Raw genomic sequence first — 23412 nt, 5'->3', positions numbered from 1 at the left:
CTACGACTTGGCCCACCGCAGGATCTCGCCGAGCACCACCTCGGGGGCTTCCAGGTGCGGGAAGTGCCCCACCCCGTCCAGCAGACGCCACTCGTACGGGGCGACGACGTACCGGCCGGACCCGAGGGCGGTCCGCGGCAGGGCGGCGATGTCGGCCGCCCCGTGCAGTTGCAGGGTCGGGGTGACCAGCGGTTTCTGCATGAGGCGCACGAATCGGTAGCCGTGCAGCCGCAGCACGGACCGGAAGGCCCAGCGATAGCCTTCCAGCGCACAGAAAGCGGCCTGCGGGATGCGCATCGCCTCCCGACACCGCTCGGCGTACGCCTCGAAGTCCGCGCTGGCGGCCCAGCGCGGACCGGCCCAGCGGCGCAGGATCTCCTCGACGCCCGCCGCGCCGTCCTTGGTGAGCACGTGTTCGTAGCGGGGGAGCTGGAACTTCAACGCCGGGGTGGAGGCGGCGAACTGCCCGCGCGGGTCGGCGAAGATCGCGGCGCGCAGTCGTAGCGGGTGGGGTGCGCCCAGGACCACCAGCCGGCGGACCAGGGATGGGTGGAACGACGCCACCGTCCAGGCGACCATGCCGCCGACGCCGCTGCCGACGAGCGTGGCCGAGCGCTCACCGAGGGCCCGGATGAGGCCGGCGATGTCGGCGGCGAGGGTGTAGCCGTCGTACCCCCGGGGTGGTTTGTCGCTCGCGCCGTAGCCGCGTAGGTCCACGGCGACCGCGCGGAAGCCGGCGTCGGCGACTGCGGGGAGCATCTGGTGCCAGGCCCACCAGTGCTCGGGGAAGCCGTGCAGGAAGAGCACCATCGGGCCGGTGCCGGCCTCGACCACGTGGAAGCGGCTGCCGTTGGCGCCGACGAAACGGTGCGTCCACGGGCCCTCGGTGAGGACGCAGGACTCGTCGACGGCTTCGCCGCGCTGGTCGGTCATGGTTGACAGCCTAGGACCCTGTCGGGCGGCGGCCGTTTGGCCGGCCCGACTGTGACCTGGCGGGGGATCAGACGACCGGGCTGATGTCGACGATGGTGGCCGGGATGCCGGGGCCACAGTCGGCGGCCGGGTCGGCGGGGCCGATGGTCACCCGGACCGTCGTACCGACGGTGAAGGTGCCCTTGCCGATGCCGTGCAGCGCGTACTGCCGGCCGTCGTCGGTGACGAGGCCGTAGCAGGGGCCGTCGCCGCCCCGGTTGATCCGTCCGGCCAGGGCGTTGGCCCGGCGGGCGTCGGTCGGCTTGCGTGGTGGTCCGGTCGGCGGGCGCAGGGTGGGCAGCGGGACGTGTGAGCGTGACGGGCGGCCGGCGGGGGCCGACGGCGTGGGCCCGCTTCCGGTCGGCGCGGCCGAGGCCGGTGGTGCGCTGGTCGCCGGAGTGCCGGACGGGGTCTGTTCGGCGGACACGGTGCCTCCTTCGTGCCGCGTCCCGGCGCAGCCGGCCAGCGCCAACAGGACGGTCAGACCGGCGCCGGTCAGGATGGTGCGGGTTCGCGGTTGCACGGGTGATCGGACGCGCGCCGCCCGATCGGGGTTCCCCCGGGAACGGGCGATGCCCGGGCAGGTGACCTGCCCGGGCATCGCCGTGGTACGGGTGGTGCCTGATCGAGGGATCAGTTGAAGCGGACGGTGGTGTTGATGCCGTCCTGCGACAGAACCTGGATCTTCCGGCCGGTAGCCGGGAGCTTGACGCCGTGGTTCGGCAGCTCCGGGTACCAGTACTGCTGGGTGTCGTCGAACAGCGGCTGCCCCGCCTGGCCACGGACGTACTGGGCCTGGCTGTTGATGTGCAGCGTGAACGAGTCCGCCTTCTTCAGGCTGAACGGCGCGTCGTAGACCTGAACACGGGCCCGCCAGGGGGCGCCGGTCAGGTTGTACAGCGGCCGCGGATGCGCGTCGATGATCATGTTCCGACCCTCACCCGGGTGCGCGAACGTGTCGTTGTCCGCCCACCGCAGGTTCCAGTACGAGATCAGCAGACCCTCCTGGTACGCGTAGTGGTCCACGTAGTCCGGGCGGGTGTTCTGGTAGCCGAAGTAGTACGGGCCGGTCTTGAGGTACTTGTCGTACGAGGTGTACGACCGGGTACCGGCGATGTAGTAGTTCGCGAACTTCTTGGTGTAGGTGGCCGAGGCGATCTCGAACTTCCCCGCGAAGGTCCAGCCGTTGGCGCCGTTCTCGCCGCCGTCGGTGAACACGGTCTGGCCGTCGGCGGTCACGGTGATCGCGTCACCGTAGAAGCCGCCTCGGGACACGCCGCCGTCGGTCTGGTAGCGCAGCCGGAACTGCACGACCTTGCCCGCCGCCGCGTTCATCGGGATGTTCACGTCGACCCACTTGCCGCCGCTGGAGCCGTCCAGGGCGAAACGCCCGGGGGAGATCTCCTTCAGCGGGTTGCCGTTGACGGTGCCGGGCAGGGTCGCCCAGGTCTTGCCGCCATCGGCCGACACCTCGAAGAACAGGTAGTCGAAGTTGGCCTCGATGTTGTAGCGGCCCTTCATGGTCAACGCAGCCGACGACTTCCCGGTGAGATCCAGGGTCCGGGTCATCGTGCTGTTGATGTTGTCCTCGTTGCCCGTGAAGAACTGCTTGCTGCCCTCGAACGGCGCACCGTTCGAGAAGGAGTACTCCCGCGGCGGCAGGTTGACCACCGCGGCCTGCGCCTCCGGCGAGTTGTACTCCTGCGGGCCGAGCACCACGTCGCGCTTCTCGTTCGGCCCGAGCGTGTCGTGGTCGAGCCAGCCGAGCTGGAGCTTGTTCCACGCGCCGAGGTCGCCGCCGCGCTCACCGATGCCACCGTCGTTCTTGGCGCCGAGCCGGCTCTGGGCCATCAGGGTCCAGTGCTCGTTGTTGTTGTCGCCACCGCTGATGACGTTGTAGTCGTCCGGCAGACCGAGGTCGTGGCCGTACTCGTGGTAGAAGACGCTCCGGCCACCGTTCTCCGGCTGGATCGTGTAGTCACCGATCCAGACGCCGGTGTTACCGATCTGGGTGCCGCCGCCCGGGAAGGTCTCCGGGCCGGTGCTGCCCTGGTCCGAAGCGTAGGCGTACCAGCGGTGGCTCCAGATGGCGTCCTCACCCTGGATCGGGTCACCGTCGGCCTGGTCGCCGCCGGAGTGGACGATCTGGAAGTGGTCGATGTAGCCGTCCGGCTCGTTGAAGTTGGCGTCGTTGTCGTAGTCGTACCGGTCGTACTGGTCCATCGACTTCACGTCGGCGGCGATCTGCGCGTCGGTGCGGCCGGCGGCCTTCTGGTCGGCGACCCACTGGTTGGCGGCGTCCCGGACCAGGTCCCAGGTGTTGTCGCAGACGTTGCTGTCGCAGACCGCCGGGTCGTTCGCCGGGTTCGCGGTGTCGTCGTCGGCGATCGGGTCGTCGGAGCGCCCGTACCGGGCCTCGTTGTACTTGACCTTGACCCAGTCGGTGACCTCGCCCTCGACGCTGTAGCGACCCGAGGACTGGGCCTCGTAGTACTGCTTCAGGGACTCGTCGCCAGGGTTGGTGCCGAAGTAGAGCTGCCGGAAATGGTCGGCGTTGTAGTCCGGCTGCCAGACGGTGGAGTTGTCCGCCCCCCGGTTGGGCGCCGGAATCTGGTTGTGCAGCGGCCCGTCGAACTTGGTCGGCCCCGCGGTGTCGGGGTCGATGCTCTTGTCCGGGTAATCCGGGTGCCGATCGTTGCCGAACTCGGCAAGGATCACGAAGATCTTGTCGGTCCGTTCACGGGAGAGTTCGACGTACTGGTCCTCGGTCTGGGCCGTGCCCGCCCCGGTGGTCCGGGCGGTGGCCCCGTCGGCCTGGGTCTTACCGACCTTGACGACGGTGCTGCCGTTGACCTTCTGTGCCTTGGCCTTGCCGGTCAGGACCTTGCTGAGGCCCTCCTGGCGCAGCGCCCGCCGCTTGTCCTCCAGCGGGTTCGGCAGGTCGTGGTCGGCAAGGGCGGGCTCGGCGACCGACGGAGCGGCCGTCGGCAGTTTCGGCTGCGGCGCGGCACTGGCGGACGGTCCGAACGCCAGCCCCGTCGCCGTCAGTGAAAGCCCGAGCAGACCCACTGCGACTTTGCGCACGTGGTACCTCCGGTGTGAGGGAACCGGCCCAACGGGGGTCGGGGCCGGTGATAGATCGATCCCACTAGTGGGACCATTGGTGAACATAGACACTGCTGCGACGGGTGGGAAGATGCGCGCGTCGATTTGTTGCAAGATTTTGTTGGGAATGCTTTTCACCGTCACACCCCCGCGCTTCATCTGCGCGCGAGTCAGGGCGGACCGGGTGGCAACGTCCGCAACGATGCACTTCGATCAATAAGATCAGATGAAACGACAGTGGGGCCGGTGGCGTTCCCGCCACCGGCCCCACCATCAGTTACCGAACCCGCTAAACCGTCACTTCGTCGCCGGGGTGACGTAGATCGTGGCGGACGAGTTGTCCTTCGCGGCCTTACGGATCGTCAACGAGACGCCGTTCTGCACGCCCGCGTCGGCCGGGTTGCCCGTGCCGAGCACGATCGCGCCGCCGCCCAGCGTCACGCCGTAGTAGTCCGGCGCCGGGCTACCGTCCGGGTTGGTCACCCGGGTGGTGTACGGCGCGTTGCCACGCGACGGAATCACGACGGAGGCGTCGTTGTCCCGGGCGTACGCGGCACCGTCGCGGATCTCGATGCCCGGGTACCAGCCCTTGGCGTCGGTGAAGCCCTTCACCGGCGGCAGCGCCTTGAACTTCGTGCAGTACGCGCTGTACAGCTCGCCGGCCGCCTCCAGGCACTCCGTGAAGGGGTACGTCTTCTGGAGGGAGAAGGCCGCGTTCGACGACTGCGGACGGCTGGGCAGGTTGTCCGTCACCGACGGGTCCTTCTCGGCCGCCGTGCCGGTACGCCGGTACGGCTCGTTGTGCGAGTCGACGATGAGCAGCCCGCCCTTGGCGCCGTAGCTCGGCAGTGAGGTCATCTGACCGGTGACGTGGTTGACGTCGCCCAGCGCGCTGTCCCGGTACCACACCAGCATGCCCGGCGCGTTGTAGGAGATCCGGTCGACCTTCCACGCGTCGCGCGAGTAGATGGTGTCGTAGGCGTACTTCAGGCCGTTGTCGAAGCCATCGAAGTTGCGCCACTCGGCCAGGTAGTACTGCGCGTGCACCTCGGTGCCGCCGGAGACCTTCCAGCCCGCGCCGGTGGTGTCGACGAAGGTGCCGCCGCTGGTCGTCCAGCCGTTCGCGCCGCCCTCGACGTCGTCGCTCCAGGTGGTGGCGCCGCCGCCGGTGACCGAGAAGTCGTCGACGAACCAGTTGCGCTCCTCGAACGCCTCATCGGTGGCCAGGCGCAGTCGCACCTGGACGGTCTGGCCCGCGTACGCCGACAGGTCGACGTAGTCGTGACGCCAGCCGTCGGTGCTGCCGGTCAGGCCGTACTTCTTGCCACCGAAGTCGTTCATCCGGCCGTTCGGGTCGCCGTAGTTGTCCGGCGTCGTGACGACCGTGCCGTCCTCGGCGTACACCTTCTGCTCGGACCAGGTGGTGCCGCCGTCGGTCGACAGCTCGAGGAAGCCGAAGTCCCAGTCCTCCTCGATGATGTAGTTGTTCCACATCCAGAACTTGGAGTCCGCGGCGTTGGGCACGTCCACCGAGCGGCTCAGCTTGACGTCGGCCCAGCTCTGGTCGTTGTTGCTGTGCCACATCTTGGTGCCGCTGTGCGGGGTGGCCAGGACGGTCACCTTGTCCGGCAGGTCGACCTTGATGCCGTCCTCGGCGTCGATCGGCGTACGCGAGGTCTGCCCGAGCTTGACCTCACGCGGGTTGGAGCCCGGACGGATGGTCAGCGGGTCGGCCCAGCCGAGCACCCACTTGTCCCAGATGCCCATGTGCGTCGGCAGCGCCTGGAAGATCTCACCCGAGTGCGATCCGGAGGCCATCAGGTCCCAGAAGTCCACGTCGGAGTCGGCGTTGCCGGAGGTGTCGTAGAGGTCCGGCAGACCGAGGTCGTGACCGAACTCGTGGGCGAAGACGCCGACGCCGGCGTCCTCCGGCTGCACGATGTAGTTCGACACCTTCAGGCTGGTGCCCGGGATGGTGTAGCCACCCGGCACCGAGGAGGAGTGCGCCCACACGGCGTACGTGCCCTGGCTGCCGCCGCCGCTCGACTTGCCCTTGCCGGCGTGTACCAGCACGAGGTGGTCGATCACGCCGTCCGGCTCGAAGAGGTTGCCGTCACCGTCGCGGTCGGCCTGGTCTTCCTTGTCGTAGTCAGCCCACGGGAAGGTCGGGTCCTTGGCGGCGAGCGCCTCGATCGCGTCGGTCGCCAGCCGGCCCGCGCCGGCCGGGTTGTCCGGGTGGCCGTTCATCGACTGCTCCCGGCCGGGAACCCAGTTGCCGTTCTCGTCCTGGGTGCAGCGGTTGGCCGCGTACCAGCCCTCGGAGTGCGGCACGGAGATCCACGGGCTGGCCTGCCCGTCGACCGTGTACGCGTTCTTGGACATCTCCAGGTACATGTTGTGCATCGTGCGACCGGAGATGTCGATGCCCTTCTTGCCGTCCGGGCCCTTGAGGTCCTTGCGGACCCGCTCGGTGATGCCCTTCTTGCTGTACAGCATCTTGTTGTAGTGCGACGGCGAGAAGTCCGGCACCCACATCGAGTTGTTGTCCTCGTGCGTTAGCCGCGACGGGTCCGGGATCTTGTTGTGCTTCGGCCCGTTCTGCACGGTGCCGGGGACGCAGGTCCGGTCCTCGAACACCGTCTTCGGGACCATCACGTTGGTGAAGTCGTCGTTGGCCTTGTCGTTGAACTCGACCAGCAGCGTCAGCAGCTTCGCCGTCTGCGTGTTGGGCGCCTGCTTGATCTGGCGCGGGCTCTTGCCCGTCTTGATCGACTTGGCCTCGATCTGCGCGAGCTGGCGGGCCGTCACCGGGTTGCCCCGCGCGTGCTTCTGGTCGAACGCGCGGGCGTCGTCGACCTTGGGGGTGTAGACGCCGTTCTTGCCCTTGACCTCACGGCCGGCAGTGTCCGGCTGGACCTCGGGCTCGGCGTAGTTGATGTAGTACTCGTCAGCCCCGATCACCGCCCGGGGGGTGGTGGACGGCTGTGCCGCCGCACTGCCACTCACGGTCAGTGACGTGGCCGCGAGGGCGATGACGGGCAGCGCGACGAGTAGTCGTCGACGCGACCCCGGTTGGGAGTTTCTGTTCATGCCGCTCCGTTTCTCGGGCATGGGCGAGGGAAGCCGGCGGACTCCGTGCACGCAGCGTCGCGTCGAGGGCCAGCCGACCTTCGTGAAACTAAATGAGAATCCGGTCAAACGGCGGGAACGTGATGCAGGCGTTATCCGTTCAGCTGCCGCACAGGAGCGCGCCGGGTGGTCGTACCTCCACAAAAGACGACGGTGGGTGACGGTCCGCGCGGACCATCACCCACCGATCGGGGTACGCCTGTCGTCAGTCCTCGTCGGACTTCGCGCCACTCATCCCGGATGAGATCAGCTCCATCACCGAGGAGTCCTGCAGGGTGGTGACGTCGCCGAGCGAACGGTTCTCGGCCACGTCCCGCAGCAGCCGACGCATGATCTTGCCGGAGCGGGTCTTCGGCAGCTCCGGCACCAGCATGATCTGCCGCGGCTTGGCGATCGGCCCGAGCGTCTTCGCCACGTGGTTGCGCAGGTCGGTGATGAGCTGCTCACCCGCCTCGCCGGCGACGTCCGTGCTGCCGCGCGGGATGGCGAACGCCACGATGGCCTGGCCGGTGGTCGGATCGGTCGCGCCCACCACCGCCGCCTCGGCCACCGACGGGTGCGACACCAGCGCCGACTCGACCTCGGTCGTCGAGATGTTGTGCCCGGACACCAGCATCACGTCGTCGACCCGACCGAGCAGCCAGATGTGCCCGTCGTCGTCCTTCTTCGCGCCGTCGCCGGCGAAGTACATGCCCTCGAACCGGCTCCAGTAGGTCTCGATGAACCGGTCGTCGTCACCCCAGATGGTGCGCAGCATCGACGGCCACGGCTCACGCAGCACCAGGTAGCCGCCACCACCGTTCGGCACCGACTGACCCTGGTCGTCCACGACGTCGGCGACGATGCCGGGCAGGGGCGCCATCGCCGAGCCCGGCTTCGTGGCCGTCACCCCCGGCAGTGGGGAGATCATGATGGCGCCGGTCTCGGTCTGCCACCAGGTGTCCACGATGGGCAGCTCGCCCCGGCCGACGTGCTGCCGGTACCACATCCAGGCCTCGGGGTTGATCGGCTCGCCGACGCTGCCGAGGAGCCGCAGCGACGACAGGTCGTGGCCGGCCGGGATGTCCTCGCCCCACTTCATCATCGTGCGGATCAGCGTCGGCGCGGTGTACAGGATGCTGACCTTGTACTTCTCGACGATGTCCCAGAACCGGCCCTTGTGCGGGGTGTCCGGGGTGCCCTCGTACATGACCTGCGTGGCGCCGTTCGAGAGCGGGCCGTACACGATGTAGGAGTGGCCGGTGACCCAGCCGATGTCGGCGGTGCACCAGTAGATGTCCGTCTCCGGCTTCAGGTCGAACACCGCGTGCGTCGTGTACGACGCCTGCGTCAGGTAGCCGCCGGTGGTGTGCAGGATGCCCTTCGGGCGGGCCGTGGTGCCGCTGGTGTAGAGGATGAACAGCGGGTGCTCGGCGTCGAACGGCTGCGCGCTGTGCTCGGCCGACGCCGTCTCGACCGTCTCGTGCCACCAGTGGTCCTTGTCCGACCAGGCCACGTCCTCGCCGGTGCGGCGGACCACGAGCACGTGCTCCACCGACGGGCAGCTCGCCACCGCCTCGTCCACGGTTGGCTTCAACGCGGACGGCTTGCCCCGCCGGTAACCACCGTCGGCGGTGATCACCACCTTGGCGCTCGCGTCCTGGATGCGGTTGCTCAACGAGTCGGCCGAGAATCCGCCGAACACCACGCTGTGCGCCGCGCCGATCCGGGCGCAGGCCAGCATGGCCACCGCCGCCTCGGGGATCATCGGCAGGTAGATCGCCACCCGGTCGCCGGCGGTCACGCCCAGGTCGGTGAGCGCGTTCGCCGCGCGGCAGGTCAGCTCGTGCAGGTCGGCGTACGTGAGAGTGCGCGTGTCGCCCGGCTCGCCCTCCCAGTGGATCGCGACCTTGTCGCCGCGGCCCGCCTCGACGTGCCGGTCCAGACAGTTGTACGCCACGTTGAGCTGCCCACCGACGAACCACTTCGCGAACGGCGGGTTCGACCAGTCCAGCACCTCGTCCCACTTCTTCGGCCAGGCCAGCCGGTCGGCCTGCTTGGCCCAGAACGCGAGCCGGTCGGCCTGCGCCTCGGCGTACGCGTCGACGGTGACGTTGGCGTGCGCGGCGAGCTCGGCCGGCGGGGGGAACTGGCGCGTCTCGTTCAGCAGATTTGCCAATGCCTCGCTCATGCCGTGACTCCTCGTCCTCGGGGTGACCTGCGTCTCGATGGGCACGAGGGTAGTCGCGGGTCCCCCGGCCGGCGACCGCTGCCCACCTCATCGCGCCGAGTGGCCCCCGCCACGCGCCCGACGGCCCGCCTGCGGACCGTCTGTGGGTTTCTTGATCGACACGAGATCGCCGAAGTCGGGGGTATCCGGGCCGCTTGACAGCCCAGTTCCGCGACGTCGTGTCGATCAAGACGGTGGCCCGGGTCGCGTTGCGGGCGGGTGTGGGCCGATCAGCCCGGTGGGATCGCTAGCGTGGCGGGGTGACCACCGACCCGCTCGCCCCGCTGCTCGCGCTCGCCGACATCGCGCCCGCCGTCGACCGGGCCCGCGAACGCTTCGACCAGGCGCTCGGGCACCGTGCGCTGCGCCGCAACGGCGGCCAGGTCGCGGCCGAGGTCGGCCTCCGCTCGGCGGTGGCCAGCGCCGCGCTCGAAGGGGCCGTCCACGAGCGCGAGGAGGTACGCGCCGGGACCGTCACCGAGCCGGTGCTCCAGGGGGCGCTACGGGTCGCCGGTGCTCTGCCCGGTCTGAGTGAACTCTGGCCGAAGGCGCCCCGGCAGGCTCTCGCCCGGCTGCACGTCCTCGCCGCCCGGGACATCGTGCCCGAGCCCGAGCTGGGTCGTCCGGTCGCCGATCCGGTGGTCGCCGCCCGCCTCGACGGGCTGGCCGGTCTGGTGGCCGGCGGAACGAAGGTCTCCCCGCTCGTGCTCGCCGCCGTCGTACACGGAGAACTGCTCAACCTGCGGCCGTTCGCCGGACCGTCCGGCGTGGTGGCGCGCGGCGCCGCCCGGCTGGTACTGCTCGCCAGCGGCCTCGACCCGCGCGGCCTGCTCGCCGTGGACGTCGGTCACGCCGAACGTGAGCCCGAGTACGTCGGCGCGGCCGGCGCGTTCGCCACCGGCACCCCGGACGGGCTGCGCTCCTGGCTGCGCCACTACATGTCGGCCGTTGAGGTCGGCGCCGACCAGCTCACCACCATCGGCGACGACATTCTCGCCGCCGCGTGAGCGGTGGCTCAGTCCCGCCGCGTCGCCCGGTTGACCTTGGCCTGTAGCGCGCGGCGGGCGATCGGCCCGAGATCGTCGACGATCTCCATGAGCAGCGCGAGCTGGTCGAGCGCGGCCATCGCCCGGTCCGCGCCGGCCGGGTCCACCCCGTCGTAGAGTTCCAGCCCGATGAAAGCGGCCGAGACCGCGCGAGCCAGGCCGGGCACGTCGGCCACCTCGGCGAACGGTGACCCGGCGAGCAGCCTCCGCAGGACCTGCTCGATCTCGTCCACCCAGAGTTGGAGCGCTCCGGCGGTGGGGGCGGCCATGCGCTGGTCCGCCTGTGCGCCCGCCAACATCTGAGCCAGGAAGGTGACGTTGCCGAGTTGTCGTTCCTCCTCGTGCAGCGCCCGTCCGACCGCCAGCAGCTCGCGCAGCGAACCGGCCGAGGCCAACCGTGCCGACCAGTGCTCGACCCGCTCGGCGGTGCTGACCCGGCAGACCGCCGCGAGCAGGTCGTCCACCGTGCCGAAGTGGTAGAAGACCAGCGCCTGGTTCACGCCTGCGGCGGCGGCGATGGTGCGGGCCGAGACGCCGGCGATGCCGTGCTCCCGGATGGCGGCGATGGCGCCGTCGAGGAGACGCTGCTTGGTGTCGGACATGGCTCTCCAGTGCGCCCTCGTTCTGTGTGGGGCGGTGGGCTGTGGGATTCTCCCGCTTGAGCGATCGCTCAAGCCGAGGGTACCTATCTTTGAGCGATCGCTCAATGCGGCGTGGGACAGGGGATAATGAAGTGTGTCGGATAGACGACTGTCGACGATGCCGGTGACACCCTGAGGGGTGAGCGCCGAGAGAGCGGATGCCTACCGAGGGTGGCGTTGCCGGCGAGTGCCGAGGCCGTGCGTTGCCTTGACGGGGCTCGGTCAGGCCGTGGCGGCGGCGCGCGTGCGGCGGTGCCGGCCGTACCAGGCGATGCCGATGGCTACTCCCACACCGACCCCCAGCGCGGCCGCCGCCACCGGGACGGCCGGCCGCTCCCGCCAACGGCGACCCAGCGGAATCGGGTGCCGGAACTCCAGCACCGGCCAGGCGTTCTCCGAGGCCAGCTTGCGGAGCTGCCGGTCCGGGTTGACCACGCTCGGGTGCCCCACGCACTCCAGCAGCGGACGATCGCTGTACGAGTCGGAGTAGGCGTACGAGTCGGCCAGGTCGTAGTCCCGGGCGGCGGCCAACTCGGTGACCGCCTCGACCTTGCTCGGGCCGGCCGCGTAGAACTCGACCTCACCGCTGTAACGGCCGTCCCGCACCGTCATCCGGGTGGCGATCACGTCGGTCACCCCGAGCAGCTCGCCGATCGGGCGGACCATCTCCTCGCCGGACGCCGACACCAGCACCACGTCCCGCCCGGCCGCCTGGTGCTCCTCGATCAGGGCGGCGGCCTCGGCGTACACATAGGGGTTGATCAGCTCGTGGAGCGTTTCCGCGACGATCTGGCGGACCTGTTCCACCTGCCAGCCCTTGCAGAGCGCGGCCAGGTAGTCCCGTGTTCGGGCCATGGTCTGCTCGTCGGTGCCGCCCAGCCGGAACATCAGCTGCGCGTACGCCGACTTGACCACGTCACGCCGAGTGATCAGCCCGTCCCGGTAGAACGGCCGACCGAACGCCAGGGCGCTCGACTTGGCGATGACGGTCTTGTCCAGATCGAAGAAAGCGGCACTTCGGCCCACGGCGCGAAAGTCTAGCCGGATGGTCTATCGTCGGCGGGTGCCCGGGGTCAGGCCACCCCTTGGACCTGCGGACGGGCGCCCCCACCACCGCTCAGCGTGACCGTGCTCACATTCAGCGAGGAGATTTTCGCGCTGAGTGGAGTGAACACCACTCGACGTGACGGGCCCGCTCAGGCAGACTTGTCCGCACGACGTGCATTCACATACCCGAAACAGACAGGCCCTCGGCGGTTGCACCCCCCGTGACCGCTGAGTGGTTCGGCTCGACCCCCCCGGAGCCGAACCGTTGACGACCCCCGTCTCCCCCCGACGGGGGTCGTCCCTTTGTCGGGGAGCGCTCCCGCTCTTCCTACTGGGCCGCGAGTCGGCGGGCGCGGAACAGCTCGAAGAGCCGGGGCAGTCGCCGCCGCCACTCGTCTTCGTCGGTGAGGTCCCAGCGCTCGTCAGCAGGTTCTTCCGGTGGAGCAGTATTGGCGGACTGCGCTGATTCGACGACGTCCCAGAAGGCCTCCGAGTCGCCCGTCAGCCGCTCGTACGCCGCCTCCGCAGCGCACAGGAGAGCTTCGTCGCCGATCCACAGATGGCGGCCCTCCGATGCGCTGATCTGCCGTACTGCGGGATGGTCGGCGAGCGAGTCGGGATCACGTGCCGCTGACTCGAACGCATCTCTGCCCAGGCCGATCAGCCCCGCCTGGAAGTCGGAGAATCCGTCGTCGGAGAGGAACCCGTACTCGATGATCCAGCAGGCCGCGCAGACATCCCAGTTGTCCGCTCGATCGGCCACCTCGCCGAACATCTGGTCGAACGCCACGATGTGCGACAACGGAAGTCGCGTCAGCTCCACGACCAGGGCGTCAGCCACCGCGCTCGGCTGACCGTCGCGTTGCGGTTGGTCCGCCGCCACGCCTGCCGCAGCCCGTGCCCTCTCCACGACGCCCCAGAACTCCTCCACATTCACGGCCGGGAGTGTGCCCGACGGCTCCGACAGTTTGCGGCGCGGTAATCGTCGGGCCTTCCGCGACACAAGCCAGGGTGAGGGTCGCCGACGTGATGGGGGTTCGGGTGGGTCCACCGGGGAAGCGTGACGAGGTCTGGTTCACCAGCCTCTACGCCGTCGAGTACGCGCACATCGTGAGGTACGGTCTGCGCCGCCTCGGCGACGCCGACGCGTCGGCGGAACTCGCCCAGGAGGTGTTCGTCGTTGCGTGGCGGCGGCGTCGGGAGGTGCCGGACCGCAGCCTGCCATGGCTGTACGGGGTGGCCCGGCGCCTGTTGGCCAACCAGTGGCGCTCCCGGCGGGACGCTCGCGGTGGCGGCCGGCGCTGCGGCCGCGCTGCGGCCGTCCGGCGAGAGCACGCCGGACGTCCCGCCTGGGCCCGGGGACGCGGCGGGCCTGGTGCTCGTGCCGGTCGCGTACCAGTTCGACGCCGACCCGCCGGCTGCCGGCCCGCGGCTGCGCACGCTGGCCAGCAAGATCAAGGACGCGGGGTACGACAACCGCGGCGGGCGCTACATGTACCACCACACGAAGGTGTGGGGTGACCCGGTGATGAGTTCGCCCGACGACCGTTACCACGTCGCCTTTGTCGGCGAGGCCAAGGTGTGGCAGGCCGCGGACGGGACCGGCAGCCAGGCCAACACCCAACTGGAGCCGCAGTACCCCGACGAAAAGTCCCAGGCGTACTGGCGGCGCAAAATCCCCCAGGGCCCGGCCGATTCTTCCGAGTCGTCGCTGATCCCGCTGCCACCGATGGAGCTGACGCCACCACCGGCCGATCAGGTGCGACTGCGGGAACTGCTCAAGATTGAGTACGGCCCGGGGGCCGCGAGCAAGGAGGTCGGCACGCTCTACGCGCGGTACGTCATACCGCGCGCCACCCGAGCGGAGATCCTGCGGGTCCTCGCCGACCTGCCCGGCCTGCGCTGGCGGGGGCAGGTGACCGATCGCGCCGGTCGGGCCGGTGTCGCGGTCACCTACGACGACCGGGAACACGACGTCCAATTCCTCCTGATCTTCGACGGGAACACGGGTGTCCTGCTCGCCCACGAGATGCTGACGCTCACGCCGGTACGGATCAGCGCGTACCAGATGATCATCGATACTGCCTGGACCGACCACGTCGGCTGAACACCGATTTCTGGGGCCGCTCTCTCGGGAGCGGCCCTGCGGTATTTCTGCGGCAGCGCCGCTAGCTGCACAAACGCCAGTGCGCGTAGCAGATCAACAGTCTCGGCGGGCGTTGTCCACAGGCCCCTGAGTTGTCCACAGGCGGCCGGGTCGAGGGCGTCGTTCGGGGCTCATCGCGAGCAGGGTCGGCGGTGCATCCGATCCCGACCGCTGGAGGCCGCGATGGCACCCCGTACCTCCGTTCCGCCGATCCGACGGCTCCCACTGGTCGTCACGGGGGACGGCGACCTGCTCGACGACCTGCTCCGGCTCGCCGCCGCCGGCGGAACCGAGGTGGAACTCGCGGCCGACCCGGCCGCGGCGCGCACCCGTTGGGCCTCCGCGCCGCTGGTGCTGCTCGGTGTCGACCAGTCGCAGGCGTGCCTGCGGGCCCGACTACCGAAGCGGCCCCGGTTGGTGCTCGTCGGCCGGGCCGGTCAGATCGACCCCGGCTGGCAGATCGCCGAGTTGATCGGCGCCGAACACGTCGCCGCGCTGCCCGCCGCCGAACCGTGGCTCGTGGACCGCCTGGCCGAGCACGGCCCCGACCAGCCGGACGGTCCAGGTGCGAGGGTCGTCGCCCTGTTCGGTGGCCGAGGTGGCGCCGGGGCGAGCGTGCTCGCCGGCGGCCTCGCGGTGACCGCCGCGCGGGCCCGACTGCGCACCCTGCTCATCGACGCCGATCCGCTCGGCGGTGGCCTCGATCTCGTCCTCGGCTGGGAACAGCTGGAGGGACTGCGCTGGCCGTCGCTCACCAGCGCGGACGGGCGGGTGGACGCCCCCGCGCTGGTCCAGGCCCTGCCCAGTCGGGGCGACCTGGTGGTGCTCTCCTGGGATCGCGGCGAGATGCTGGCGCTGCCCGCCGCGGCCATGGCGGCGACCGTCGACGCCGCCCACCGGGGCCGGGACTTCGTCGTGATCGACCTGCCCCGGCAGCTCGACGACGCCGCCGTGGTCGCGTTGCAGGCGGCCGACCAGGCGTTCGTCGTCGTACCGGCAGAGTTGCGTGCCACCGCGGCCGCCGCCCGGGTGGTGGCCGTGGCCGCACCACACTGCGACGCGCTCTCGGTCGTGGTGCGCGGGCCCGCCCCCGGCCGCCTGCGCGCCACCGAAGTGGCGCGGGCCCTCGGGCTTCCCCTCGCCGGCACGCTGCGCCCCGAGCCCGGGCTCTGCCGGGGCCTCGAACGCGGCGAGGCACCGGCGGCGGCAGGCAAGGGTCCGCTCGCCGCCCTGTGCCAGCGGATCGTCGCGGACCTCACCGGTGCCACGACCGGTGCGGCATGAGCGGCCAGCCGGAAGGCCCCTCCTTCGCGGCCCGGGTGCGGCAGCGGATCGTCGCCGCCACCGATCCGGTCACCCCGGCGGCGATCGTGTCCGCCGTACGCGCCGAGCCCACCGCTGCCGTGCTGGGCGACACCGCCGTCCTGCGGATCGCCGACCGGGTGCACGACGACCTCGTCGGCGCCGGACCACTCGCCCCGCTGCTGGCCGACCCGGAGGTGACCGACGTCCTGGTCAACGGCGTACGCGTCTGGGTGGACCGGGGTGCGGGGCTGCACCAGGTGCCGATCCCGGTCGGCTCGGTCGACGACGTCCGCCGGTTGGCGCAGCGGCTCATCGCCAGCGCGGGTCGGCGGCTCGACGACGGCTCCCCGTACGCGGACGCCCGCCTGCCCGACGGCACCCGCCTGCACGCCGTACTGCCTCCGGTGGCGACCGAGGGCCCCTATTTGTCCCTGCGGACGTTCCGGCATCGCCCGTACACGCTCGACGAGCTGGTGAGCCAGGGGACGGTGCCGCGACCGGTGGCACCGCTGCTCGCCGCCGTCGTCGCGGCCCGGTTGGCGTACCTGGTCACCGGCGGCACGGGCTCGGGCAAGACGACCCTGCTCAACACCCTGCTCGGGTTGGTGCCGGCCACCGAACGGATCGTCCTGGTCGAGGACGCGGCAGAGCTTCAGCCGGGGCATCCACACGTGGTCGGGCTCCAGGCCCGTACCGCCAACGTCGAGGGGACGGGCGTGGTCAGCCTCGGAGACCTGGTCCGGCAGGCGCTGCGGATGCGTCCGGACCGCCTGGTCGTCGGGGAGTGCCGGGGCGCAGAGGTGGTCGACCTGCTGGCCGCGTTGAACACGGGTCACGACGGCGGTGCCGGCACGCTGCACGCCAACACCCCGTCCGACGTGCCGGCCCGGCTGGAGGCGCTCGGCATGCTCGGCGGTCTGCCCCGCGCCGCGCTGCACGCCCAGGTCGTCGCCGCGCTTCAGGTGCTGCTCCAGGTACGTCGCGGCGATCAGGGCCGCGTCCTCGAATCGATCTGTCTCCTGCTCCCCGAAGGGCCGGAACGCCTGGCCACCGTGGTGCCCGCCTGGGTACGTGGACGAGGCCTGGGCCTGGCCGCCCGTACGTTCGGCGCGCTGCTGCGGGACCGGGGCGTCGCGGTCCCGCCGATCCTCACCGAGCCGTGGCCGGGATCGGCAGGTCCGGCATGAACGCCACGATGGCGCTGGTCGCGGCGCCACTGCTGTCCACCGCGATCCTGGTGATCTGGCGGGCGAAGAGCATCAGAGACCGCCGGCGTCGGGTGCTGGCCCCGACCCGTGCCACCGGTGTCGACCCGGACGACGCCCTGGTCGAGTGGATCAGAGACCTCGCTCGCGGGCAGGACCGCCCCATCGACGAGTTCGACGGCGTGGTGGCCCCGGCCCAACCGGGCGTACTCGCGCAGCCGACGTCCAGCAGCGGGCGGACGGCGGTCGCCTGGTCCACTCGGGACCTGGACGACAGCCCGGGCCGTTCCAGGGCGATCGGTGGACCGGCGGGGCCCACCCGGCCGGCCGGTCCGGCACGTCCGCCGGCCCGTCGGGACTCGCGCCGCCCGTCCGCCGTCGCCGGGCCGGAGGCCGAAACCCGCAAGGAAGCCAGGCCCCCGCACCACGCCGCCGGCGGGCAGCTCGCGGACCAGGCGGGCCACGCGACTGGCGGGCAGTTCGCGGACCAGGCGGGCCACGCGGCCGGCGGGCTGTTCGCGGAGCCGGCGGGCCCGGAGAACGGTGGGCAGCTTGCGACCCTTGCGGTACGCGCGCGACGGTCACCGCGTCGTGTGCTGCTCCTGGCCGGTCTGGTGGGAGCAGGTGTCGGAGCCGTCTCCGGCGGGCCGGTGGCCGCCGTGGCGATGGCCGGCTACGGCACGCTCGCTATCCGCGCCCTGCTGCGCTGGAGAACGAATCGGCAGGTCGAGCTGAATCGACGGCGCGGCCTGGACCTCCTGTGCGGCCTGGCGGCCGACCTTCGGGCGGGTTCGCCCGTGCCGCCGGCCCTCGAGATCGCCTCCGTCGCGGGAGCATCGATGGCCGGCGTCGATCGGCTTCGCGACCTGACCTCGGCCGCCGTGCGGCTGGCGGATCGGACCGGCGCGCCGCTGGCGGAGCTGATCGAGCGGATCGAGGCGGACGCCCGTGCGACCGACCGTGGGCTGGCCGCCGCAGCGGCACAGGCGGCGGGCGCACGCGCTACCGCCTGGTTGCTAGCGGCTCTGCCGATCGGTGGGATCGGGCTCGGGTACGGGATCGGGGTCGACCCCCTGGCGGTGCTCCTGCACGACACGGTCGGTGGGGTGTGCGCGGTCCTCGCCGTCGCCCTACAGATCGTCGGCCTCTTCTGGGCTGAGCGGCTGGGCGCTGGGCCGGGACGGACCACCTGATGTCCACGGCGCTGGTCACTCGCTGGACTGCCGGGATACGCCGCCGTCCGGATGCGATCCGACTCGCGGCAGGCATGGCCGGGCTCGCCGTGGCAGTGGTTGTCGGCGGATGGTTCGGATTGCTGGGCGCAGTTCCGGTCGCCGTCCTGCTGGATGTGTCGCTGCGGCGGATCGAGCCTCCCGCCGTACGCAACCAGCGGCTTCGGGAGGCCGCCGACCTGCCGCTCGCCGCCGACCTCCTGGCGGCGGCGATGCGGGCCGGTGCGCCGGTGGACCGCTCGGTCCTGTCGGTGGCCGAGGCGTTGGACGGCCCGCTGGCCACCCGACTGGCCCGGGTGGGCCGCACGTTGCTCCTCGGCGGCGGCCCGACGGAGGCGTGGTCTGCGTTGGACGGTGTGCCAGGGGCGGATCGGATGGCCGCGGCGGCGTTCCGCTCGGCCAACAGCGGCGCGGCGCTGGCCGGTGCGCTGACCCGTCTCGCCGACGACCTGCGGGCCGACCGGGCCACCGCCGCCGAGGCGTCGGCCCGTCGGGCGGGCGTCCTCATCGTGCTGCCACTGGGGCTCTGTTTCCTGCCCGCGTTCATTCTCGCCGGCCTGGTGCCGGTGATCGTCGCCGTTCTCGGCGACGTGCTCTGACCGATCGAGGAAGGGAAGATCCATGCGCAAACTCATGGCCCGACTGCGCGGCGACGACGGGATGAACACCGCCGAGTACGCCGTCGGCACGCTCGCCGCGGTGGCCTTCGCCGGGATCCTGTTGAAGGTGCTGACCTCCGGCAACGTCCAGTCGGCGCTGACCGCGGTCATCGACCGGGCACTCAAGTGATCGGGCGCCGGCAGGTCGACCGTACGCGGAACACGGACGCTCCCGGGCGCGCGTCCGACGGCGGCCGGTGGGCCCACCTCGTCGGCGACGAGCGGGGATCCTTCACCGCCGAACTGGCGGCCGGCCTGCCGGCGCTTCTCCTGCTCCTCCTCGCCGGCCTGACGGCGGTGAACGCCGTCAGCACACAGGCGAGTTGCCTGCACACCGCCCGGGAAGCCGCGCTCGCCGCCGCCCGGGGGGTCGGCAACGAGGACGGTGCACAGACCGCGCCACCGGGGGCCGAGGTGTCGGTGTCGATCGACGGCGATCGGGTGCAGGCGACCGTCCGTGCGCCCGTCCGTGCGCTCGGGGGCCGGCTACCACGGATCACCGTGGTAGCCACCGCCGTCGCAGCGATGGAACCCGGCGCTCAGGAAATCAGCGGGTGATGCCCCGGCTAAAGGTACGGTCGCCCGGTAACGGCGGCAGCCCTGGCATCGGCTCACGCCACGGTCAGTTCCGCAGCCGCAGCCTTGACATGGAGCGAGAGCGTGACGGCCGAGCGGACGCGGAGCGGGGTGGCGCGACCGTTCTGCTGCTCGCGCTGGGGCTCGTGTTCGTGCTGGTCGGGACATTCGGCGCCGCCGTCGCCGCGACCGGGATGGCGTCTCAGCGCGCGGCGGTGGCCGCTGATCTCGGCGCGCTGGCCGGTGCTACCCGGGCGCTCGACGGTGACGGGGCGGCGTGCGCGTACGCCACGGACATCGTCCAGCGCAACGACGGCCGGATGGTGGACTGCGTTGTCGACGGGCTGGACGTGCTGGTGACCGTCGAGGTGGCGTTCACGCCGATTCCGGGTCTGACGCGGGTCGCGGCGTCGACGGCCCGCGCCGGGCCGGTACGCGGCTGAACGGCAGAACCCGGCCGGATCGGAGTGGGTAGGGCCCTGGTCGGGTTGGACTGGGCAGCAGTCGGCGGCGGGGCAGGGCGGGGCAGTAGGCCCTGCCCCGCCGGCCGAGCTTGAGTGGGCAGCTCCGCCGATCTTGCACTTTGTGTCGACGAGATGTGGCTTTCGTGGCCTATGTCAGCGCACAAAGTGCAAGATCGCGGGCAAGGTGGCGAAAACGCCAGCCAGGGTGCGTCAGCGAGCCTGAAGCGCGTCGAGGGCGACGGCCATGGCGATCACCAGGCGGCGGTCGATCTGTGGGTTCTGCACCTCGACGACGTACTTGTCGCGCAGGCCCCACTTCTTGACCACCGAGAAGACGGGCTGGCCGCCGGCGAGGAAGTCGAAGTGGTACGGCAGCCAGGACAGCGAGTCGACGAACCGGCGCAGCAGCGCCACCGGCAGGCTGCGCTCCTGACCCGTCACCTGCGGCAGACCGGCCTGCTCGACGTGCCACGTGGAGCGGAGCAGGGACTGGGCGAAGTCCTTACGGAACAGGCCGATCGGGTTGCCGGCCGCGTCGGTGACGTCGTACGTGGCGCCGAGGTCGAGGCGCTGGCGGGCCTTGAAACCGAGCAGGGGCTGCTGCTTGGAGTCGTCGGTGTAGATCGTCACCTGCTCCTTGAAAGCGAGCCGCTTCTGCTGCGCGAAGGCCAGCAACTCGCCCTCGCTGCCGTCCGGCGCCACCGCGCGGACCTCGTACTGGTTGACCATCATCCGCAGCCGCTGGCGGATGTGGAACTGCTGCAGGGTCTGCAAGTTGTCGAGCTGCATCTGGTCTCCTCAGGGGGTGTCGCGCCGGAGTCTCGCACAGCCGGGCAAACCCCGTCGGCCCATGCTCATCCGACTCACCCACCCGACCAATCCGCGCACCCCGAACCCGCGCACCCCGAACCCGCGCACCCCGAACCGGCTCACCCCGAGGCCACCCCGACCCGGGCTCACTCCGACCAGTTCGCCCCGACTGGCCCAGCCTGACCGGTCCGCCCGGCCGGACCGGTCACGCGCGGGTTCAGCGACCGTCCACCGTCGACTTCAACGACCAGGTGTTGAGCACCTGGTGGATGCCGCGCAGTCTCTCGTTGATCTGCTCCAGCCGTTCGGCCTGAGCCAACGCGGCCAGCGCGGCCCCGAGCGCGATCTGCTGGTCGAGGGTGAGGTGTTCCTGGTCGATGGTGTAGAGCAGGTCGACGGTCTCAGCGATCGTGTCGGCCACAACTTCTCCTCGGGCGCGGGGGCGAACTACAACACAAACATCGATGGAAGCGCTCCCACATCATTGTGCCCAGTGCCACCGGGATTCATGCAAGGTGGCTCAGGAGGGCAGATTGCCCAGCACCACGTCGAGGACCCGGATCGCGTCCGGCTTCGAGAGAGGGTTGTTGCCGTTGCCGCACTTCGGCGACTGCACGCAGGACGGGCAGCCGGTCTCGCAGCCGCACTCCGCGATCGCGTCGCGGGTGGCCCGGAGCCACGCCGACGCCGTCCCGTAGGCGCGCTCCGCGAAGCCCGCGCCGCCCGGGTGACCGTCGTAGACGAACACCGTCGGCGCCTCGGTGTCCGGGTGCAGGGCGGTGGAGAGGCCGCCGATGTCCCACCTGTCGCACGTCGCCATCAGCGGAAGCAGGCCGATCGCGGCGTGTTCGGCGGCGTGCAGCGCGCCCGGCACGTCGGCCGGCTGCACCCCGGCGGACGTCAGCGACCGCTCGGACAGCGTGAACCACACCGCCACCGTCCGCAGCTCCCGGGCGGGCAGGTCCAGCGGCCGGGTGTCGATCACCTCGCCGGTGGCGATCCTGCGCCGCTGGTACGACACCACCTGGCTGGTGACGTCCACCTCGCCGAGGAACATCCCGACCGGCCCGGCGTCGACGTAGGAGCGCACCGACACCACGGACAGGTCGGTGACGTCCCGGGCGTGGGTGGACCAGTCCGGCTCCTCGACGTGCACCAGCGCGCAGCCGTCGGCGAGGTCCAGCTCGTCGACCACGTATGAGACGCCCTGGTGCAGGTAGACCGCGCCGGGGTGGAGCAGGAAGTGGGACGAGCTGCCGTCGACGGTGCCGAGCAGCCGGCCGGTGGCCGACTCCACCACGCAGACCGGCGCGCCGCCCTCGCCGCGCAGGTCCACCTCGGGGCGCTCGCGGTGTCGCCAGTACCAGCCGGTGGGCCGCTGTCGCAGCGCCCCGGCATCGACCAACTGGTCGATGGCCTCCTTTGCCCCGTCGCCGAAGAGCGCCAGGTCGGCCGGCGTCAGCGGCGCCTCGGCGGCGGCGCAGGCCAGCTGCGGGGCCAGCACGTACGGGTTGGCCGGGTCGAGCACCGTCGCCTCCACCGGCGCACCGAAGATCGCCTCCGGGTGGTGCACCAGGTAGGTGTCCAGCGGGTCGTCCCGGGCCACCAGCACCGCGAGGGCCTCCTGACCGGAACGCCCGGCGCGGCCCGCCTGCTGCCACAGCGACGCCCGGGTGCCCGGATAGCCGCAGATCAACACCGCGTCCAGCCCCACCAGGTCCACGCCCAGCTCCAGCGCGTTGGTGGAGGCCAGGCCGAGCAGGTCACCGTGCAGCAGCGCGCGTTCCAGCTCGCGGCGCTCCTCGCGCAGGTAGCCGCCCCGGTAGGCGGCCACCCGGTCGCCGAGCCCGGGCACGGCGTCGTCGAGCGCCCGCCGCGCGTTGGCCGCCACCACCTCGGCGCCCTTGCGGGAACGGACGAACGCGAGCGTGCGTACCCCCTCGGCGACCGTGTCGGCGAGCAGGTCCGCGGTCTCGCGCAGCGCGGACCGGCGGACCTGACGAAGGTCGTCGTGGTCGCCTGTCGCCTGCGGGGGGACCGGGGAAGAGGAGCCCGAGTCCGGTGGCAGCAGTGGCGGTTCCCAGAGCGCGAAGGTCACCCCGCCGCGCGGCGAGGTGTCCTCGGTGACCGCGGTCACCGGCAGTCCGGTGAGTCGCGCGGCGGCGGTCGCCGGGTCGCCGGAGGTGGCCGAGGCGAGGACGAACACCGGGCTGGCCCCGAAGCGCGCGCACTGCCGGCGCAACCGGCGCAGTACGTGCGCCACGTGCGAGCCGAACACACCCCGGTAGGTGTGGCACTCGTCGATCACCACGTACGCCAGTCGGCGCAGGAACCCCGACCACTGGGCGTGGCCGGGCAGGACGCCGTGGTGCAGCATGTCCGGGTTGGTCAGCACAAAGCGGGAGTGTCGGCGGATCCACTCCCGTTCCGCGCGCGGCGTGTCCCCGTCGTAGCAGGCGGGGCGTACCCCCTCCAGCTCCAGGCCGGCGACGGCCCGCAGCTGGTCGGCGGCGAGGGCCTTGGTCGGTGCCAGGTAGAGCACGGTGGCCCGGGGGTCGGCGAGCAGCGTGGCCAGCGCCGGGAGCTGGTACGCCAGGGACTTGCCGGACGCGGTGCCGGTGGCGACGATCACGTGGCTGCCCTCGTACGCCAGGGTGGCCGCCTCGGCCTGGTGCTGCCAGGGCGCGACCACGCCGCGGCGGGCGAACGCCGCCCGAAGCTCCGGCGGCGCCCACGCCGGCCACGGCGCCGGCACCCCGACGCGGGCGGGCACCCGCTCGACGTGGGTGACCGGGTCGCCCGCGCCCCGTGCGCGCAGCCGGCGCAGCAGGTCGACCGGCGGGGAGGAAGTCACGTCCTGCACTCT

At 71.2% G+C, this 23412-nt stretch carries 20 protein-coding genes and 1 pseudogene; 10 read left to right on the top strand and 11 right to left on the bottom strand.

All coding sequences use genetic code 11. From position 1 onward, the window contains the following. The 5 genes from ACLQ25_RS03615 to acs form a co-directional block, all read right to left on the bottom strand. Entirely contained in the window at positions 1 to 933 is a 933-nt protein-coding gene (locus ACLQ25_RS03615; protein ID WP_357123591.1) for an alpha/beta fold hydrolase, read from the bottom strand. A 67-nt stretch (positions 934 to 1000) separates the two neighbouring features. After that, positions 1001 to 1495, bottom strand: coding sequence for a hypothetical protein (locus ACLQ25_RS03610; RefSeq protein ID WP_425729016.1), 495 nt, complete (start codon positions 1493 to 1495; stop codon positions 1001 to 1003). A 110-nt stretch (positions 1496 to 1605) separates the two neighbouring features. Beyond that, on the bottom strand, positions 1606 to 4041 hold the full coding sequence (locus ACLQ25_RS03605) for an immune inhibitor A domain-containing protein (RefSeq protein ID WP_425729217.1): 2436 nt from the start codon (positions 4039 to 4041) through the stop codon (positions 1606 to 1608). Between the two features lie 333 nt (positions 4042 to 4374). Next, positions 4375 to 7167, bottom strand: a complete 2793-nt coding sequence (locus ACLQ25_RS03600; RefSeq protein WP_425729014.1) for an immune inhibitor A domain-containing protein — start codon at positions 7165 to 7167, stop codon at positions 4375 to 4377. Positions 7168 to 7411: 244 nt separating this feature from the next. Further along, positions 7412 to 9376 (bottom strand): acetate--CoA ligase, encoded by a 1965-nt coding sequence (gene acs / locus ACLQ25_RS03595; protein ID WP_425729012.1) that lies wholly within the window; start codon positions 9374 to 9376, stop codon positions 7412 to 7414. 299 nt (positions 9377 to 9675) lie between these two features. Here acs and ACLQ25_RS03590 point away from each other — a divergent pair, with 299 nt between their 5' ends. Then, a complete protein-coding gene (locus tag ACLQ25_RS03590; protein ID WP_425729010.1) occupies positions 9676 to 10422 on the top strand; it encodes an oxidoreductase in 747 nt (248 codons plus the stop codon). Positions 10423 to 10430: 8 nt separating this feature from the next. Here ACLQ25_RS03590 and ACLQ25_RS03585 read toward each other — a convergent pair whose 3' ends face one another. From ACLQ25_RS03585 to ACLQ25_RS03575, 3 genes are all read right to left on the bottom strand, one after another. Continuing rightward, complete coding sequence (locus ACLQ25_RS03585; protein WP_425729008.1) at positions 10431 to 11063, bottom strand: TetR/AcrR family transcriptional regulator; 633 nt, start codon at positions 11061 to 11063, stop codon at positions 10431 to 10433. 261 nt (positions 11064 to 11324) lie between these two features. Then, positions 11325 to 12128: an HAD family hydrolase gene (locus ACLQ25_RS03580; RefSeq protein WP_357123615.1), complete on the bottom strand. Its 804-nt coding sequence runs from the start codon at positions 12126 to 12128 to the stop codon at positions 11325 to 11327. A 349-nt stretch (positions 12129 to 12477) separates the two neighbouring features. Then, positions 12478 to 13086, bottom strand: a complete 609-nt coding sequence (locus ACLQ25_RS03575) for a DUF4240 domain-containing protein (protein WP_425729006.1) — start codon at positions 13084 to 13086, stop codon at positions 12478 to 12480. Positions 13087 to 13178: 92 nt separating this feature from the next. Here ACLQ25_RS03575 and ACLQ25_RS03570 point away from each other — a divergent pair. From ACLQ25_RS03570 to ACLQ25_RS03530, 9 genes and pseudogenes are all read left to right on the top strand, one after another. Beyond that, positions 13179 to 13367, top strand: a pseudogene (locus ACLQ25_RS03570) (RNA polymerase sigma factor); the annotation flags it as partial. A gap of 70 nt (positions 13368 to 13437) precedes the next feature. Further along, positions 13438 to 14256, top strand: a complete 819-nt coding sequence (locus ACLQ25_RS03565; RefSeq protein ID WP_425729004.1) for a CU044_5270 family protein — start codon at positions 13438 to 13440, stop codon at positions 14254 to 14256. A 222-nt stretch (positions 14257 to 14478) separates the two neighbouring features. Next, a complete protein-coding gene (gene ssd / locus ACLQ25_RS03560) occupies positions 14479 to 15579 on the top strand; it encodes a septum site-determining protein Ssd (RefSeq protein ID WP_425729002.1) in 1101 nt (366 codons plus the stop codon). Beyond that, positions 15576 to 16787 carry a TadA family conjugal transfer-associated ATPase gene (locus ACLQ25_RS03555; RefSeq protein WP_425729000.1) on the top strand — a complete coding sequence of 404 codons (1212 nt, stop codon included), beginning with the start codon at positions 15576 to 15578 and terminating at the stop codon, positions 16785 to 16787. Before ssd ends, ACLQ25_RS03555 begins: the two co-directional genes overlap by 4 nt. After that, positions 16784 to 17998 carry a hypothetical protein gene (locus ACLQ25_RS03550; protein ID WP_425728998.1) on the top strand — a complete coding sequence of 405 codons (1215 nt, stop codon included), beginning with the start codon at positions 16784 to 16786 and terminating at the stop codon, positions 17996 to 17998. The genes ACLQ25_RS03555 and ACLQ25_RS03550 overlap by 4 nt, the downstream gene beginning before the upstream one ends. Next, entirely contained in the window at positions 17998 to 18636 is a 639-nt protein-coding gene (locus tag ACLQ25_RS03545) for a type II secretion system F family protein (protein WP_425728996.1), read from the top strand. The genes ACLQ25_RS03550 and ACLQ25_RS03545 overlap by 1 nt, the downstream gene beginning before the upstream one ends. Positions 18637 to 18658: 22 nt before the next feature. Continuing rightward, a complete protein-coding gene (locus tag ACLQ25_RS03540) occupies positions 18659 to 18826 on the top strand; it encodes a DUF4244 domain-containing protein (RefSeq protein ID WP_425728994.1) in 168 nt (55 codons plus the stop codon). 113 nt (positions 18827 to 18939) lie between these two features. Continuing rightward, positions 18940 to 19254: a TadE family type IV pilus minor pilin gene (locus ACLQ25_RS03535; RefSeq protein WP_425729216.1), complete on the top strand. Its 315-nt coding sequence runs from the start codon at positions 18940 to 18942 to the stop codon at positions 19252 to 19254. An 89-nt stretch (positions 19255 to 19343) separates the two neighbouring features. Beyond that, positions 19344 to 19715 carry an Rv3654c family TadE-like protein gene (locus tag ACLQ25_RS03530; protein WP_425728992.1) on the top strand — a complete coding sequence of 124 codons (372 nt, stop codon included), beginning with the start codon at positions 19344 to 19346 and terminating at the stop codon, positions 19713 to 19715. A gap of 231 nt (positions 19716 to 19946) precedes the next feature. Here the strand turns inward: ACLQ25_RS03530 and ACLQ25_RS03525 are convergent, their stop codons facing one another. The 3 genes from ACLQ25_RS03525 to ACLQ25_RS03515 all read right to left on the bottom strand — a co-directional run bounded on the left by ACLQ25_RS03525 (position 19947) and on the right by ACLQ25_RS03515 (position 23409). After that, the gene (locus tag ACLQ25_RS03525) at positions 19947 to 20525 is read right to left on the bottom strand and encodes a hypothetical protein (protein WP_425728990.1); all 579 of its coding nucleotides are present in this window, start codon (positions 20523 to 20525) and stop codon (positions 19947 to 19949) included. Positions 20526 to 20763: 238 nt separating this feature from the next. After that, positions 20764 to 20967, bottom strand: coding sequence for a hypothetical protein (locus ACLQ25_RS03520; RefSeq protein WP_355049274.1), 204 nt, complete (start codon positions 20965 to 20967; stop codon positions 20764 to 20766). Between the two features lie 99 nt (positions 20968 to 21066). Continuing rightward, positions 21067 to 23409, bottom strand: coding sequence for a DEAD/DEAH box helicase (locus ACLQ25_RS03515; protein WP_425728988.1), 2343 nt, complete (start codon positions 23407 to 23409; stop codon positions 21067 to 21069). Between the last annotated feature and the right edge of the window lie 3 nt (positions 23410 to 23412).

The organism is Micromonospora sp. DT44 (assembly GCF_049841635.1).
Classification (GTDB): domain Bacteria; phylum Actinomycetota; class Actinomycetes; order Mycobacteriales; family Micromonosporaceae; genus Micromonospora.
This window is presented reverse-complemented; position numbering and strand designations above follow the sequence as displayed.

Excerpts from the sequence above, each read along its gene's own strand:
- ACLQ25_RS03550 (WP_425728998.1), top strand. The coding sequence starts at position 16,784 with ATGAACGCCACGATGGCGCTGGTCGCGGCGCCACTGCTGTCCACCGCG.
- acs (WP_425729012.1), bottom strand. The coding sequence starts at position 9,376 with ATGAGCGAGGCATTGGCAAATCTGCTGAACGAGACGCGCCAGTTCCCC.
- ACLQ25_RS03615 (WP_357123591.1), bottom strand. The coding sequence starts at position 933 with ATGACCGACCAGCGCGGCGAAGCCGTCGACGAGTCCTGCGTCCTCACC.
- ACLQ25_RS03525 (WP_425728990.1), bottom strand. The coding sequence starts at position 20,525 with ATGCAGCTCGACAACTTGCAGACCCTGCAGCAGTTCCACATCCGCCAG.
- ACLQ25_RS03545 (WP_425728996.1), top strand. The coding sequence starts at position 17,998 with ATGTCCACGGCGCTGGTCACTCGCTGGACTGCCGGGATACGCCGCCGT.
- ACLQ25_RS03530 (WP_425728992.1), top strand. The coding sequence starts at position 19,344 with ATGGAGCGAGAGCGTGACGGCCGAGCGGACGCGGAGCGGGGTGGCGCG.
- ACLQ25_RS03585 (WP_425729008.1), bottom strand. The coding sequence starts at position 11,063 with ATGTCCGACACCAAGCAGCGTCTCCTCGACGGCGCCATCGCCGCCATC.
- ssd (WP_425729002.1), top strand. The coding sequence starts at position 14,479 with ATGGCACCCCGTACCTCCGTTCCGCCGATCCGACGGCTCCCACTGGTC.
- ACLQ25_RS03555 (WP_425729000.1), top strand. The coding sequence starts at position 15,576 with ATGAGCGGCCAGCCGGAAGGCCCCTCCTTCGCGGCCCGGGTGCGGCAG.
- ACLQ25_RS03540 (WP_425728994.1), top strand. The coding sequence starts at position 18,659 with ATGCGCAAACTCATGGCCCGACTGCGCGGCGACGACGGGATGAACACC.
- ACLQ25_RS03600 (WP_425729014.1), bottom strand. The coding sequence starts at position 7,167 with ATGAACAGAAACTCCCAACCGGGGTCGCGTCGACGACTACTCGTCGCG.